The sequence below is a fragment of the Streptomyces sp. NPDC057702 genome (assembly GCF_042799315.1).
In the GTDB taxonomy this organism is placed as follows: domain Bacteria; phylum Actinomycetota; class Actinomycetes; order Streptomycetales; family Streptomycetaceae; genus Streptomyces.
The window spans coordinates 12,676-26,380 of record NZ_JBHVJC010000014.1; the positions used below are offsets into that span (position 1 = coordinate 12,676).

15 protein-coding genes are annotated in these 13,705 nt (G+C 72.8%); 3 read left to right on the forward strand and 12 right to left on the reverse strand.

The window, feature by feature from the left end:
• Window positions 1-81: 81 nt before the first annotated feature.
• Window positions 82-1,947, forward strand: coding sequence for an endonuclease/exonuclease/phosphatase family protein (locus ACFVFR_RS12685; RefSeq protein WP_383700411.1), 1,866 nt, complete (start codon window positions 82-84; stop codon window positions 1,945-1,947).
• Window positions 1,948-2,045: 98 nt separating this feature from the next.
• Here the strand turns inward: ACFVFR_RS12685 and dapD are convergent, their stop codons facing one another.
• From dapD to ACFVFR_RS12700, 3 genes are all read right to left on the reverse strand, one after another.
• Entirely contained in the window at window positions 2,046-3,038 is a 993-nt protein-coding gene (gene dapD / locus ACFVFR_RS12690) for a 2,3,4,5-tetrahydropyridine-2,6-dicarboxylate N-succinyltransferase (protein ID WP_383700414.1), read from the reverse strand.
• Between the two features lie 67 nt (window positions 3,039-3,105).
• A complete protein-coding gene (locus ACFVFR_RS12695) occupies window positions 3,106-3,645 on the reverse strand; it encodes a TetR/AcrR family transcriptional regulator (RefSeq protein WP_383700417.1) in 540 nt (179 codons plus the stop codon).
• Window positions 3,645-3,965 carry a DMT family transporter gene (locus tag ACFVFR_RS12700; protein ID WP_383700419.1) on the reverse strand — a complete coding sequence of 107 codons (321 nt, stop codon included), beginning with the start codon at window positions 3,963-3,965 and terminating at the stop codon, window positions 3,645-3,647. The genes ACFVFR_RS12695 and ACFVFR_RS12700 overlap by 1 nt, the downstream gene beginning before the upstream one ends.
• A gap of 180 nt (window positions 3,966-4,145) precedes the next feature.
• On the opposite strand from ACFVFR_RS12700, the gene ACFVFR_RS12705 reads away from it, so the two are divergent.
• Both ACFVFR_RS12705 and ACFVFR_RS12710 read left to right on the forward strand, forming a co-directional pair.
• Window positions 4,146-4,829: an ArsR/SmtB family transcription factor gene (locus ACFVFR_RS12705; RefSeq protein ID WP_383700421.1), complete on the forward strand. Its 684-nt coding sequence runs from the start codon at window positions 4,146-4,148 to the stop codon at window positions 4,827-4,829.
• A complete protein-coding gene (locus tag ACFVFR_RS12710) occupies window positions 4,826-6,187 on the forward strand; it encodes an MFS transporter (protein ID WP_383700423.1) in 1,362 nt (453 codons plus the stop codon). The genes ACFVFR_RS12705 and ACFVFR_RS12710 overlap by 4 nt, the downstream gene beginning before the upstream one ends.
• A 169-nt stretch (window positions 6,188-6,356) precedes the next feature.
• Here the strand turns inward: ACFVFR_RS12710 and ACFVFR_RS12715 are convergent, their stop codons facing one another.
• From ACFVFR_RS12715 to sufD, 9 genes are all read right to left on the reverse strand, one after another.
• Window positions 6,357-7,277: an RNA polymerase sigma-70 factor gene (locus tag ACFVFR_RS12715; RefSeq protein ID WP_383700425.1), complete on the reverse strand. Its 921-nt coding sequence runs from the start codon at window positions 7,275-7,277 to the stop codon at window positions 6,357-6,359.
• Window positions 7,274-8,482 (reverse strand): NAD(P)/FAD-dependent oxidoreductase, encoded by a 1,209-nt coding sequence (locus ACFVFR_RS12720; RefSeq protein WP_383700427.1) that lies wholly within the window; start codon window positions 8,480-8,482, stop codon window positions 7,274-7,276. The genes ACFVFR_RS12715 and ACFVFR_RS12720 overlap by 4 nt, the downstream gene beginning before the upstream one ends.
• Window positions 8,483-8,680: 198 nt before the next feature.
• Window positions 8,681-9,049 (reverse strand): VOC family protein, encoded by a 369-nt coding sequence (locus ACFVFR_RS12725; protein WP_383700429.1) that lies wholly within the window; start codon window positions 9,047-9,049, stop codon window positions 8,681-8,683.
• Window positions 9,050-9,197: 148 nt separating this feature from the next.
• On the reverse strand, window positions 9,198-9,533 hold the full coding sequence (locus ACFVFR_RS12730; protein WP_383700431.1) for a metal-sulfur cluster assembly factor: 336 nt from the start codon (window positions 9,531-9,533) through the stop codon (window positions 9,198-9,200).
• Window positions 9,530-9,994, reverse strand: coding sequence for a Fe-S cluster assembly sulfur transfer protein SufU (gene sufU / locus ACFVFR_RS12735; RefSeq protein WP_383700433.1), 465 nt, complete (start codon window positions 9,992-9,994; stop codon window positions 9,530-9,532). Before sufU ends, ACFVFR_RS12730 begins: the two co-directional genes overlap by 4 nt.
• A 13-nt stretch (window positions 9,995-10,007) precedes the next feature.
• Window positions 10,008-11,264 (reverse strand): cysteine desulfurase, encoded by a 1,257-nt coding sequence (locus ACFVFR_RS12740; protein WP_383700435.1) that lies wholly within the window; start codon window positions 11,262-11,264, stop codon window positions 10,008-10,010.
• A 115-nt stretch (window positions 11,265-11,379) separates the two neighbouring features.
• Window positions 11,380-12,144, reverse strand: a complete 765-nt coding sequence (sufC, locus tag ACFVFR_RS12745) for a Fe-S cluster assembly ATPase SufC (RefSeq protein ID WP_383700436.1) — start codon at window positions 12,142-12,144, stop codon at window positions 11,380-11,382.
• A gap of 7 nt (window positions 12,145-12,151) precedes the next feature.
• Window positions 12,152-12,487, reverse strand: coding sequence for a non-heme iron oxygenase ferredoxin subunit (locus ACFVFR_RS12750; RefSeq protein WP_383700437.1), 336 nt, complete (start codon window positions 12,485-12,487; stop codon window positions 12,152-12,154).
• Window positions 12,484-13,662, reverse strand: coding sequence for a Fe-S cluster assembly protein SufD (gene sufD / locus ACFVFR_RS12755; RefSeq protein ID WP_383700439.1), 1,179 nt, complete (start codon window positions 13,660-13,662; stop codon window positions 12,484-12,486). Before sufD ends, ACFVFR_RS12750 begins: the two co-directional genes overlap by 4 nt.
• Window positions 13,663-13,705: the final 43 nt, after the last annotated feature.

Consider the following 13,705-nt stretch of genomic DNA (forward strand, 5'->3'; position numbering starts at 1 on the left):
CCTCGTTCGCCGGCACGCCACCGTGCCACGCGGCGCACAGCGACCGCTGTCGCCGCCCCCTCCCCGGAAAGGCTCCCCGCCATGTCGCCGCTGCCCCTCGCCGCACCCCGCCCGGGCTCGCCCCGCGCCTCCCGCACCCGCCGCTCCGTCACGGTCACGGCCGTCGTCGCGGCGGCCCTGGCCGCCGGGCTCCTGGCGGTGCCGCAGTCCGCGTCGGCCGCCGGGATACGCGTGCACGACATCCAGGGCGACACCCGCCTGTCGCCGCTGGCCGGCAAGGACGTCAGCGACGTGCCCGGCATCGTCACGGCCGTCCGCGCCTTCGGCTCGGCGCGCGGCTTCTGGCTCCAGGACCCCAGGCCCGACCGCGACCCGGCCACCAGCGAGGCCGTCTTCGTCTTCACCGGCTCCAGCACGCCGAAGGTGGCCGTCGGCGACGCCGTCGAGGTCTCCGGCACGGTCAGCGAGTACTATCCCGGCGGCGCCGACGCCGGTCTCCAGTCGGTCACCCAGCTCGGCCGGGCGACGTGGACCGTGCGCGCCTCGGGCCAGCCACTGCCCGCCGCGTTCGTCCTCAACGCCGCCGCCCTCCCCCAGCGATACGCGCCCTCCGCCGGCGGCGGCAGCATCGAGGGGCTGCGGCTGCGGCCCACCCGCTACGCCCTGGACCGGTACGAGTCGCTGGAGGGCATGCGGGTCTCCGTGCGCGACGCCCCCGTGGTCGGCGCCACCAGCACGCACCAGGAGCTGTGGGTGACCGCCGAGCCGCACCAGGGCCGCACCGCCCGGGGCGGCGTGCTCTACGACTCCTACCGTGACCCGCGCGGGGGCCGGGTCAAGGTCGCCTCGCTCATCCCGTACGCCGAGCGGGCGTTCCCGGTGGCGAACGTGAACGACCGACTCGCCGGCGTCACGGCCGGGCCGCTGGACTACGACCAGTTCGGCGGCTACGAGATCCAGGCCACCGAGCTCGGCGAGCTGGCGGACGGCGGGCTGCGGCGCGAGCGGACCCGCCCGCAGCACGAGCGCGAGCTGGCCATCGCGACGTACAACGTGGAGAACCTCTCCCCGAAGACCCCGGCGGCCAAGTTCGACCAGCTGGCCCAGGGGCTGGTCCGGGACCTGGCCTCACCCGACATCGTCGCACTGGAGGAGGTGCAGGACGACAACGGCCCCACCAACGACTCCGTCGTCTCGGCCGAGGCGACGCTGCGTCAGCTCACCGAGGCCATCCGGGCGGCCGGCGGTCCGGCGTACTCCTGGCGGCAGATCGACCCCGCCGACGACCAGGACGGCGGCCAGCCCGGCGGCAACATTCGCAACGCCTTCCTCTTCAACCCCGAGCGGGTCTCCTTCACGGACACCGCAGGCGGCGACGCGACCACCCCGGTACGGGTGCTCGACCATGACGGCGCGCCCGTCCTGTCGGCCTCGCCCGGCCGGATCGACCCGGCGAACGAGGCGTGGAAGGCCAGTCGCAAGCCGCTGGTCGGGCAGTTCTCCTTCCGGGGCAAGCCGATCTTCGTGGTGGCCAACCACTTCAACTCCAAGGGCGGTGACCAGGGCCTGGACAGCCGGTTCCAGCCGCCGGCGCGAAGCTCGGAGACGCAGCGGCTCGCACAGGCCAAGGCGGTCAACGCGTTCGTCAAGGAGGTGCTGGCCGTCGAGCCCCGGGCGGGTGTGGTGGTCGCCGGCGATCTCAACGACTTCGCGTTCTCCCCCGCGCTCAGGGCCCTCACCGACGGCGGCGTCCTGACCGACCTGGTCAACCAGCTGCCGCGACGGGAGCGGTACGGCTACGTCTACAACGGCAACTCGCAGGTCCTGGACCACATCCTGACCAGCAAGGGACTGCGTCGGGCCGAGTACGACGTGGTGCACGTCAACGCGGAGTTCGCCGAGCAGGCCAGCGACCACGACCCGCAGGTCGTCCGCGTCCGGCACTAGGTCGCCCGGCCCGCGCGCCCGGCGCGCGGGCCACGCGCGAACGCCGGCCGCCCCCGCCGTGACCAGCGGGGGCGGCCGGCGTTTCGGCGCACGGACGGCTAGTTGTGGCTGTGCAGCGCCTCGTTCAGGCCGCCCCAGGAGCCCGAGCGCTGGTGGGCCTCGACGCGGCCGGTCGTGGAGTCGCGCCGGAAGAGCAGGTTGCTCACGCCGGAGAGCTCCAGGGCCTTGACGACCTCGCCGTCGGGCAGCGTGACGCGGGTGCCGGCGGTGATGTACAGGCCCGCCTCCACCACGACGTCGTCACCGAGCGCGATACCGATGCCGGCCTCGGCGCCCAGCAGGCAGCGCTCGCCGATGGAGACGACCTGCTTGCCGCCACCGGAGAGGGTGCCCATGATGGACGCGCCGCCGCCGATGTCGGAGCCGTCGCCGACGACGACGCCCGCGCTGATGCGGCCCTCGACCATCGAGGTGCCGAGCGTGCCGGCGTTGAAGTTGACGAAGCCCTCGTGCATGACGGTGGTGCCGGCGGCCAGGTGGGCGCCCAGTCGTACCCGGTCGGCGTCGCCGATGCGGACGCCGGCGGGCGCCACGTAGTCGGTCATGCGCGGGAACTTGTCCACGCTGGTCACCTGGAGGTGCAGGCCCTCGGCGCGGGCCGCGAGCCGCGCCCGCTCCAGCCCGTCCACCGGAACCGGGCCGAGCGAGGTCCAGGCGACGTTGGCCAGCAGTCCGAAGACGCCGTCCAGGTTCAGGCCGTGCGGGCGCACCAGCCGGTGGCTGAGCAGGTGCAGCCGCAGGTAGGCGTCGTGCGCGTCCAGGGGCTTGTCGTCGAGCGAGGCGATGACCGTGCGCACGGCCACGACCTCGACGCCACGGCGCAGGTCGGCGCCCAGCGCGGCGGGCGCGCCCGGGCCGAGGAGCTCGGCGACCCGCTCGTCGCCGGTCAGGCGCTCGGTGCCGGCCGGGCCGGGCTCGGCGGACAGGACGGGGGCCGGGAACCAGGTGTCGAGGACGGTGCCGTCCTCGCTGAGGGTGGCGAGCCCGGCGGCGACGGCGCCGGTGGTGCGGTCAGTTGCTGCGTCGGTCATGCTCGAACGCTAACCGGAGGCCCCCCGCCGAGGCGAACCGGTCCCACCCTCCGGGCGTGCCCGCCCCTCAGTCCGTCATCCGGGCCAGGGCCGCGCGGACCTCGGCCCGTTCCAGGTGGCGCCCGGTGAGCAGGGCCTGCATCAGGAGCCCGTCCGCCAGGGCGAGCAGGGCCCGCGCGCTGGCCGCGTCCCCGGTGCGGCGGGCCAGGATCTCGACCACGGCGTCCATCCACTCGGCCGCGACCGGCCGCAGCGCCTCGCGCCGCAGCGCCGCCAGGTAGAGCTCGTACGCGAGCCGGACCTGGCCCAGGTCCTCCCGCGGCGCGCCGAGCAGGAGATCGGCGAGCGCGTCGGCGAGCGGCACCGGCGCCGCCACGGCGCGTCGCCACGTCTCGACGGCCGTCCCCGGTTCGGCGCACACCTGCCGCAACGCGGCGACCAGCAGTTCGTCCAGGGTCGCGAAGTGATAGGTGGTGGAGCCCAGCGGCACGTCCGCCGCCGCGGCGGCGGTGCGGTGGCTCAGCGCCTCGATGCCGCGCTCGGCCACCACCCGGATCGCCGCGTCGATGATGCGCTGCCGACGGTCGGGGTCGTACCGGCGGGCCATCAGTGCGCGCCGCCCAGGTTGAGCACCACGACCCCGGCGATGACCAGCAGCACGCCGCCGATCCGGGCCGCCGTCGCCGCCTCCCCCAGGAAGACCATGCCGATCAGCGCGACGACGGCGGTCCCGGCGCCGGACCAGATCGCGTAGGCCGTGCCCACGGGGAGGGTCTTGAGCGTGTAGGCGAGCAGGACGAAGGCGACGAGGTAACCGGCCACCGTGCCCAGCGAGGGCCACAGCTTCGTGAAGCCGTCGCTGTACTTCATGGCCACGGTGGCCGTGATCTCCGCCGAGATGGCTCCGGCAAGCGTCAGATACACCATGTGGACGATCGTACACATCGCTGCGTACGCCCGTACACAGTGGCGGGCGACGCGCGGATCGCCGTGGACACGCCCCGAGTTCGCCGCCGACCGCCGGCCCGCGACCGCTCCCGAAAACTGCGGAGATTTCTTTGCGAAGAACTCTTCGCAAAGACATCTCCGCAGTCTAGGGTGAGCCGCATGACAGACACGTGGAAGGGGCCGGACGGCCCGACCGCCGGCCAGGACTCGATCGTTCTGGACGCCAAGGGGCTGCGCGCGCTGGCCCACCCGGTGCGCGTGCGGGTGGTCGAGCTGCTGCGCGCGTACGGGCCGTCGACGGCCACCCGGCTCGCGGAGCGACTGGGCGTGAACTCCGGTACCGCCAGCTACCACCTGCGCCAGCTCGGCGCGGCCGGCTTCGTCGAGGAGGACACCGAGCGCGGCAACGCGCGGGAGCGCTGGTGGCGCTCGGTGCACCGGACGACGGAGCTCTCCGACCGCGCGGTGACCGACCAGGAGCCCGAGGCCACGCTGACGTACCTCCAGTCCGTCGCCGCCACGTACACCCTGCGCACCCAGCAGGCGCTGAGCGAGCTGGGCACACTGCCCGCAGCCTGGCGGGGCACCTTCGACCTGAGCGACTGGGCCCTGCGCCTCACGCCCGCCGAGACCGTCGCCCTGCGTCACGAGTTGCGGGAGGTCGTCAGCCGCTACCGACAGGACACGCCGGAGGCGGCGGCGAGCGCGCCCGAGGGAGCCGAACGGGTCGGCGTCATCACACACGTCCTGCCCGAACCGGCCACCCCCGCCCCGCCGGAGGACCCCGCTCCGCCCAAGGCGCCCACCACCCCGGGTACGGCGCCGGGAACGGAGCCGGCGTGAGGGCCCGGGCTCAGGGCCGGGCTCCCGGTGCGGGCATATCCGGCGGGCGGTCCGTACGGCCGCTGGTCGGGGTGTTGGCGGCCATGGCCGTGTCGCTGACCGGGACCCGGGTCTCGGTCGTGGCGCTGCCCTGGTTCGTGCTGGTCACCACCGGCAGCGCCACCCAGACCGGGCTGGTCGTCTTCTGCGAGATGACGCCCTACGTGGTGGTCAAGGCGTTCGCCGGGCCGCTCGTGGACCGGATCGGCCCCCGGGCCGTCTCCTGGACCACCGACCTGGCCAGTGCCACCGCCGCCGCCGTGGTTCCCGTGCTCCACGTCCTGGGCCTGCTCTCCTTTCCGTCGCTGCTGGCCCTGGTCGCGGTGATCGGGGCCGCCCGAGGCCCGGGTGACCTGGCCAAGGAGGTCATGGTCCCGGAGGCGGCCGAGCGTGCCGGGATTCCGTTGGAGCGGGCCACCGGCGTGTCCGGGGTGATCGAGCGGCTCGCCGGCACGGTGGGCCCGGCGGTCGGCGGGGCGCTGGTCGCGCTGCTCGGGCCGGTGCCGGGGCTCGCCGTCAACGCGGGCTGCTTCGCCCTCGGGTCGATGATCATCGCGTGGGCGCTGCCGCGCGACATGGGCGGCGCGCCCAGCGCCGCCCCGCCCGCCACCTGCGCGGCGGCGAGCGAGGCGGAACCGGGCTACTGGCGCCGCTTCGGCGAGGGCCTCGCCTTTCTGCGTGGCGAGCCGCTGCTCCTGGCCCTCATCGTCACGGTGGGTATCACCAACCTGCTCGACGCGGCGATGTCCACGGTGCTCGTCCCCGTGTGGGCCAGGGAGTCCGGCAACGGGCCGGCCGTGATCGGCCTGCTGGGCAGCGTGATGGGGGCCTCGGCGGTCGGCGGGAGCCTGATCGCCGCGACGGTCGCCCACCGACTGCGGCGCCGGTGGGTGGTGCTCGCCGGATTCCTGCTGGCCGGGGCCCCGAGATACCTGGCCCTGGCCCTCGACCCCCCGCTGGCGGCGGTGCTGGTCGTCTTCGCCGTCAGCGGCTTCGGCGCCGGCTTCATCAACCCCGTCCTGGGAGCCGTCACCTTCGAGCGGGTGCCACGCCACCTGCGGGGCCGGGTGGGCGCGCTCGGCGACTCGCTGGCCTGGTCCGGAATCCCGCTCGGCGGCCTGCTCGCCGGCGCGGCGGTGGTCACCATCGGCCTCGTGCCGACGCTGCTCACCTGCGCGGTCGCGTACTTCCTCACCACCAACCTGGCGGGCCTGCGGCCGGAGTGGCGCGAGATGGACCGTACGAAGGGCGGGGGTGCCCGACATCCGGACCCCGGGGAGACGGTCACCGCACCGGACCGTACGGGCGCGCCGGCCTGAGCCCCCGCGACCGCCCGCGACCGCCCGCCCCAAGCAAGCACCATGCGCGGGCCGGGACGGGGCGGGCCCGGGGCCGGGCCCAGAGCCGGGTCACGCCGGCGCGGGCCGGCGTGACCCCGCGCCGCCCAAGGCCCCGGGTGTCACGGCTGACCCCGGGCCGAGCGGCCCGCTACCGCGCGCCCACGTCGTGCACGGTGCCCGTGGCGACGGCCCGGAGCTTGTCCGGGTTGGCCACATTGTGGATGGTGACGATGCGGCCGGTGGCGTCGACGTCGAAGGTGACCGTGGCGATCACCCGGCCGACGCCGCTGAACACCACGCCCGGACCGCCGTTGATCTCGACGAGCTCGGCCCGCATGTCGGCCGGCTCGACGCCCTCGTACGCGGTGGCGCTGACCGCCGCGAACCAGGTCGCCACCGCCATCGCGCCCACCACCGGACGCCTGGCCTGCCGCACCTTGCCGCCGCCGTCGGTCCACAGCGTGACGTCCGGGGACAGCAGCTCCAGCAGCGCGTTGACATCACCCCCGGTCGCGGCGGCGAAGAACCGCTCGGTGACCGCGCGCTGCCGCCCCGGCTCGGCGGAGAAGCGGGGCCGGCGCGCCCGCACGTGCTCACGGGCCCGGTGGGCGGCCTGGCGCACCGCGACCTCGGAGCGCTCGACCACCTCGGCGATCTCCCCGTGGCTGAAGTCGAAGACCTCCCGCAGCACGAACACCGCACGCTCCAACGGACTCAGCGTCTCCAGCACCACCAGCATCGCCATCGAGACCGAGTCCGCGTCCGCGACCACGTCGGCGGTGTCGGCGCTGGTCAGGATGGGCTCCGGCAGCCAGGGCCCGACATAGGTCTCGCGCCGGTAGCGGGAGGAACGCAGCCGCTCCAGGGCCACGTTGGTCACGATCCGCGCCAGGTACGCCTTGGGTTCGGCCACCCCCGAGCGGTCCGCGGCCGACCACTTGAGCCACGCGTCCTGGACGGCGTCCTCGGCGTCGGCCGCGCTGCCCAGGACGCGATAGGCCACCGAGAACAACAGGCTCCGGTACTGGTGGAAGACCTGCTGGTCGGGGTCTGGGGTCGGCGCGCTCACCGCTGCCCCCGCACGCGGGTGAAGCGACCGCCGCGCGGCCAGAACGCGCCGGCCGCGGGCAGCCTCGCCGTACGACCGAAGACCGACCAGGGCGCCGACGTCACCGCCTCCTTGTAGCGCACGGCCGCGCGCCCGGTCAGACAGACGCGGCGCGGGCTGGCGTCCGGGCGGGTGAACTGCACGACCGCGTCACCCCGGCCCAGACTCACCGGGGCGTGGTAGTGGCCGAAGCGGAACGGCTTAGGCCGCTTGCCCCGCAGCGTGCGGACGATCGACACCGCCGCGTGTACCCCGGTGGGCATGCCGCTCTGACAGGTGCCGTGCAGCACGCCGTAGCCCTGCCGGACCGAGGCCGCGTCCCCCACGGCGTACACGCACGGGTGGGAGACCGACCGCAGCGTGGCGTCGGTGACCACGCGACCGCGCTCGTCGACCGTCAGCCCGGCCGCCGACGCCAGCGGGGACCCGCGCGTCCCGCTCGCCCACACCACCGCGTCCGCGGCGACCCGCTCCCCGCCGGCCAGCTCGACGGCGTCGGACCCCACCTCGACCACCTCCACTCCGCTCCGTACCCGTACGCCCAACCGCTCCAGCGCCGCCCGCAGATGGGCTCGGGCCCGGGGGCCCAGCGCGGCGCCCGGCGCGCTCCGCCCCAGCAGCACGACCTCCAGCTCCGGATACCGCTCGGCGATCTCCGCGGCCACCTCGACACCGGTCAGGCCGCTGCCGCCCACCACCACCGTGCTGTTCGGGGCGAGCCGCGCCAGCCGCTCCCCCAGCGCCTGGGCGTCCCGCGCGCCGTCGAGGGCGTACGCGTGCCCACCCGCGCCCGGCACCGCCGCCGTGTCGGCCACACTGCCCAGCGCGTACACCAGGGTGTCGTAGCGCAGGACGCGCCCGTCGTCGACGTGTACGGTCCGCTCGTCCGCGTCCATCGCGACCACCCAGCCGCGGACGAACCCCGCGCCGGCGCCCTCCAGCAGTCGGGGCACGCTCAGCTCGGCGGTGCGCTGCCCGGTGGCCGTCATGTGCAGTCGCAGCCGCTCGGTGAAACGGTCCCCCTCGTTCACCACGGTCACCGACACGCCCCCGTGCCGCCTCACCCGGGCCGCGAGCTGGACCGCGGCGGACAGGCCCGCGTAGCCCGCCCCCAGGATCACCACCCGGTGGATGGTCGCCGGGTGGCTCTCGTGCCGTGCGTTCATGGGTTCCGCCCTTCCCGCGTCTGCTGTTGACGACCACGGGATGGGGCGGGCCGGCCCGTTCGTGACACGAGGCGGGTGTGACCCGCAGCACAGCGCGGGTGGATGGCGGTCGGTCCTGGTCGTATGGGTGGCGCGGCCGGGAAGACGGCTCGGGCCGGCCCCGGTGGCGGGGGCCGGCCCGATCGGGAGAGGCGGTGCTCAGTCCACCAGTGTCCGCTTGGGCCGCAGGACGCAGAACTCGTTGCCCTCGGGGTCGGCCAGCACGTGCCAGGTGACATCCGGCCCCTGGCCGACGTCGGCCGGCCGGGCGCCGAGGGCGATCACGCGGTCCACCTCGGCCTGCTGGTCACCGTCCGGGGTGAGGTCGAGATGCAGCCGGTTCTTGCCGGCCTTCTCCTCCGGTACGCGGAGGAAGACGATGCCGGGCAGCGCGGTGGCGTCCGCGCCGATGAGGATCTCCTCGGGGTCCTCGTAGAGGATCTGCCAGTCCAGAACCCGCGTCCAGAAGGTGGCGAGAGCCTTGATGTCGTGGGCGTCGACGGCGATTGAGTACACAGACACAGCCATGCCCGCCAGTCTGCCTGGCGGGCATGGCTGTGTCAGCGCATTACTCCCGGGACATGACGGCCAGCGGTGGCCTCTGCGCCCGGTGTTCCCGACGACCGGCCCGGCGACCGCCCGAAGGCGTCGCCGGACTCGCGGACGGCGAGGTGGCTCAGACGTTGAACCCCAGCGCGCGGAGCTGCTCGCGACCGTCGTCGGTGATCTTGTCCGGGCCCCACGGCGGCATCCAGACCCAGTTGATGCGCAGCTCGTTGACGATGCCGTCGGTGGCCGACTTCGCCTGGTCCTCGATGACATCGGTCAGCGGACAGGCCGCCGACGTCAGGGTCATGTCGAGGGTGGCGATGTTGGCGTCGTCGATGTGGATGCCGTAGATCAGGCCCAGGTTGACGACGTCGATGCCCAGCTCGGGGTCGACCACGTCGTACAGCGCCTCGCGGACCTCCTCCTCGCTGGCGGGCTTGGTGATCGTTGCGTTCTCGCTCATGCGGTCTTCCTCCCGGTGCCCTCGCCCAGTGCCTGGGCCGTGGCGTCCTTCCAGGCCATCCAGCTCAACAGCGCGCACTTCACGCGTGCCGGGTACTTCGAGACGCCCGCGAACGCCACGGCGTCCTCCAGGATCTCTTCCATCGCGTCATCCGGCTCGATCTTGCCCTTGGACTGCATCAGCTCAAGGAAGGTCTCCTGAACCTTGCCGGCCTCCGTGAGCTCCTTACCCACCAGCAGCTCGTTGAGCACCGAGGCGCTCGCCTGGCTGATGGAGCAGCCCTGCCCCTCGTACGACACGTCGGCGATGGTCTCGCCGTCCAGCCGCACACGGAGCGTGATCTCATCGCCGCAGGTCGGGTTGACGTGGTGCACTTCGGCGTCGCCATCCCGCAGCCCCCGGCCGTGCGGGTGCTTGTAGTGGTCCAGGATGACGTCCTGGTACATCGAATCAAGCTTCACGAGTCAGCAGCCCCTACCCGAAGAAGTTCCGTACGTGCTCCAGCCCCTCGACCAGGGCATCGACCTCGGCCGGCGTGGAGTACAGATAGAACGACGCTCGCGTGGTCGCCGGAATTCCGTACCGCAGACAGACCGGGCGGGCGCAGTGGTGACCCACCCGCACCGCGATGCCCTGCTCGTCGAGTACCTGCCCCACGTCGTGCGGGTGAATGTCGCCCAGCGTGAAGGAGATCGCCGCGCCCCGGTCCTCGGCCGTGGTCGGGCCGATGATGCGCAGGTCGGGCACTTCCTGGAAGCGACGCACCGCGTACTCGGTGATCGCGTGCTCGTGCGCCTCTATGCGCTCCATGCCGATCGCGGACAGGTAGTCCACCGCCGCGCCCAGACCCACGGCCTGGGCGATCGGCGGCGTGCCCGCCTCGAACTTGTGCGGCGCCGGGGCGTACGTCGAGGAGTGCATCGAGACGGTTTCGATCATCTCGCCACCGCCCAGGAACGGCGGCAGGTCCTCCAGCAGCTCCTGGCGGCCCCACAGCACGCCGATGCCGGTCGGGGCGCACATCTTGTGGCCGGTGAAGGCCACGAAGTCGGCCTGCAGCGCCTGCACGTCGAGCACCATGTGCGGGGCGGCCTGCGAGGCGTCGATGAGCACCAGGGCGCCGACTTCCTGGGCGCGGCGCACGATGGCCTCGACCGGGTTGACCGTGCCCAGGATGTTGGAGACCAGCACGAACGAGACGATCTTCGTCTTGGGTGTGATGATCTCGTCGAGGTTCGACAGGTCGAGCCGGCCCTCGTCGGTGAGCCCGAACCACTTCAGCTTCGCGCCCGTGCGCTGCGAGAGCAGCTGCCACGGCACGATGTTGGAGTGGTGCTCCATCTCCGTGATGACGATCTCGGTCTCGTGGTCCACCCGGTAGGGCTCGTCGGCCCAGCCGAGCATGTTCGCCACCAGGTTCAGCGACTCCGAGGCGTTCTTGGTGAAGATCACCTCGTCGCGGCTGGGCGCGTTGATGAACGCCGCGACCTTGTCGCGGGCGCCCTCGTACAGCGCCGTGGCCTCCTCGGCGAGCACGTGCACACCGCGGTGGACGTTGGAGTTGTGTCGCTCGTAGTACGCGTTGAGGGCGTCGAGCACCTGGCGCGGCTTCTGCGAAGTCGCCGCGTTGTCCAGGTAGACGAGCCTCTTGCCGTCGTGGACCACGCGGTCCAGGACGGGAAAGTCCTTACGGATCGCCTCGGTGTCGAGGAGGCCCGGCAGCGGTGTCACGCTCCTCCCCTTTCGGTCGTCGCTTGGCCCGCGGGGCCCCTCTCCGCGGGTGAGCGGAAAGGCACGGCCCGCGGGTCGTGGATCTGCCGCGGGCCGGTGGCCTCGCGTGCGGGGGTCACGAGGTCGCGCCGCCCTTCACGTACGCCTCGTAGCCCTCGTTCTCCAGCTTGTCGGCGAGCTCCGCGCCGCCGGACTCGGCGATGCGGCCCTGCGCGAAGACGTGCACGAAGTCGGGCTTGATGTAGCGCAGGATGCGGGTGTAGTGCGTGATCAGCAGGGTGCCGACCTCGCCACCCTCGCGCACGCGGTTCACGCCTTCGGACACCACGCGCAGCGCGTCCACGTCCAGACCGGAGTCGGTCTCGTCGAGGATGGCGACCTTGGGCTTGAGCAGTTCGAGCTGGAGGATCTCGTGGCGCTTCTTCTCGCCACCGGAGAAACCCTCGTTGACGTTGCGCTCGGCGAACGCGGGGTCGATGGAGAGCCGCTCCATGGCCTCCTTGACCTCCTTGACCCACAGCCGCAGCTTGGGGGCCTCGCCACGGACGGCGGTGGCGGAGGTGCGCAGGAAGTTGGAGACGGAGACGCCGGGCACCTCGACCGGGTACTGCATGGCGAGGAAGACGCCGGCGCGCGCCCGCTCGTCCACCGACATCTCCAGGACGTTCTCCCCGTCGAGGGTGACGGTGCCGCCGGTGATGGTGTACTTCGGGTGCCCCGCGAGGGAGTACGCGAGGGTGGACTTGCCGGAGCCGTTCGGGCCCATGATCGCGTGCGTCTCGCCCTGCTTCACGGTCAGGTCGACGCCGCGCAGGATCTCCCGGGAGCCGTTGTCGGCCTCGACGGAGACGTGCAGGTCGTGAATCTCAAGCGTTGCCATGGGTGCCTCAGGACTCCTGGGTGACGGAGACGAGCACAGAAGCCTCTGGGCCGTCCCCTTCGATCTTGACGGGGTATACGGGTACGGGGCGCGTCGCGGGCAGCCCGGACGGCTTGCCGGTGCGCAGGTCGAAGCTCGACCCGTGCAGCCAGCACTCGATGGCGCAGTCGTCCACCTCGCCCTCGGACAGCGAGACGTTCGCGTGCGAGCAGATGTCGTTGATCGCGAACACCTCACCCTCGGTGCGGACGAGCGAGACGGGCACGCCGTCCAGCTCCACGCGCTTGGGGGTGTCCTCTTCGAGCTCGCTCAGCGCGCAGGCTCGTACGAACGGGGTACTCATCCGACGGACGCCTCCAGCTCCGCCTCGATCTTGGCGAGCAGGCGGTCCTCGATGTCCGGAATGCCGATCTGCTGGACCAGCTCGGCGAAGAAGCCACGGACCACCAGGCGGCGGGCCTCCTCGGCGGTGATGCCGCGCGCCATCAGGTAGAAGAGCTGCTCGTCGTCGAACCGGCCGGTGGCCGAGGCGTGCCCGGCGCCGACGATCTCGCCGGTCTCGATCTCCAGGTTCGGCACCGAGTCGACGCGCGCACCGTCGGTGAGCACCAGGTTCCGGTTGAGCTCGTAGGTGTCGGTGCCCTCGGCCGCGGCCCGGATGAGCACGTCGCCGATCCACACCGCGTGTGCGTCCTGGCCCTGCAGCGCGCCCTTGTAGACCACGTTGCTCCGGCAGTGCGGGGTGTCGTGGTCCACGAACAGCCGGTGCTCCTGGTGTTGGCCGTCGTCGGTGAAGTACAGGCCGTACAGCTCGGCCTCGCCGCCGGGGCCGCCGTAGATCACCCGGGGGTGCAGCCGGACCAGGTCGCCGCCGAAGGTGACGATGACGGACTTGAACGTGGCGTCCCGGCCCACCAGTGCGGTGTGCTGGGCGACGTGCACCGCGCTGTCGTCCCAGTCCTGCACGGAGACGACGGTCAGCTTGGCGCCGTCGCCGATCACGTACTCGACGTTGGCGGCGAGCGTCGCGTCGCCGGTGTGGTCGATGACCACCAGCGCCTCGGCGAAGCTGCCCAGCTCGATCACCTGGTGGCCGTAGGCCACGCCGCCCTCGCCGTGTGCGGCGATCCGCACCGGCTCGGTGAGCACCGTGTCCTTGGGTACGGAGATCACCGTGGCCTTCTCGAACGCGCTGTACGCCTGCGCGGCGACGCGGTCCACCGGCTTGCCGGCCCGGCCGAGGCGCGGGTCCTCGCGGTCCACGGTCTCGACGGTGACGCCCTCGGGCGCCGCGATCTCGACCCGCAGCGCGCCCCGCGCCTCGGCGGTGCCGTCGTGCAGGCCCCGCAGGCGCTCCAGCGGCGTGAACCGCCACTCCTCCTCGCGACCGTGCGGCACCGGGAAGTCCGCGACGTCGTACGAGGCGGGGGCGCTGACCCGGGCATCGATGGGCTGCTGCGGCCCCCCGACCTGAATGGCGCCGTCGGTGGTGCTGCCGGCGGGAGTGTTCTCAGCCATGGCTGTCGTGGTGCTCTCTCTCTACGTCAGAAAACAGGTGCTG

What these genes read in the sequence shown, in the direction of transcription:
- ACFVFR_RS12725 (WP_383700429.1), bottom strand. Translation starts at nt 9,049, where the DNA reads ATGGCTGTGTCTGTGTACTCAATCGCCGTCGACGCCCACGACATCAAG.
- ACFVFR_RS12685 (WP_383700411.1), top strand. Translation starts at nt 82, where the DNA reads ATGTCGCCGCTGCCCCTCGCCGCACCCCGCCCGGGCTCGCCCCGCGCC.
- sufC (WP_383700436.1), bottom strand. Translation starts at nt 12,144, where the DNA reads ATGGCAACGCTTGAGATTCACGACCTGCACGTCTCCGTCGAGGCCGAC.
- sufD (WP_383700439.1), bottom strand. Translation starts at nt 13,662, where the DNA reads ATGGCTGAGAACACTCCCGCCGGCAGCACCACCGACGGCGCCATTCAG.
- ACFVFR_RS12720 (WP_383700427.1), bottom strand. Translation starts at nt 8,482, where the DNA reads ATGAACGCACGGCACGAGAGCCACCCGGCGACCATCCACCGGGTGGTG.
- ACFVFR_RS12700 (WP_383700419.1), bottom strand. Translation starts at nt 3,965, where the DNA reads ATGGTGTATCTGACGCTTGCCGGAGCCATCTCGGCGGAGATCACGGCC.
- dapD (WP_383700414.1), bottom strand. Translation starts at nt 3,038, where the DNA reads ATGACCGACGCAGCAACTGACCGCACCACCGGCGCCGTCGCCGCCGGG.
- ACFVFR_RS12750 (WP_383700437.1), bottom strand. Translation starts at nt 12,487, where the DNA reads ATGAGTACCCCGTTCGTACGAGCCTGCGCGCTGAGCGAGCTCGAAGAG.
- ACFVFR_RS12730 (WP_383700431.1), bottom strand. Translation starts at nt 9,533, where the DNA reads ATGAGCGAGAACGCAACGATCACCAAGCCCGCCAGCGAGGAGGAGGTC.
- ACFVFR_RS12695 (WP_383700417.1), bottom strand. Translation starts at nt 3,645, where the DNA reads ATGGCCCGCCGGTACGACCCCGACCGTCGGCAGCGCATCATCGACGCG.
- ACFVFR_RS12705 (WP_383700421.1), top strand. Translation starts at nt 4,146, where the DNA reads ATGACAGACACGTGGAAGGGGCCGGACGGCCCGACCGCCGGCCAGGAC.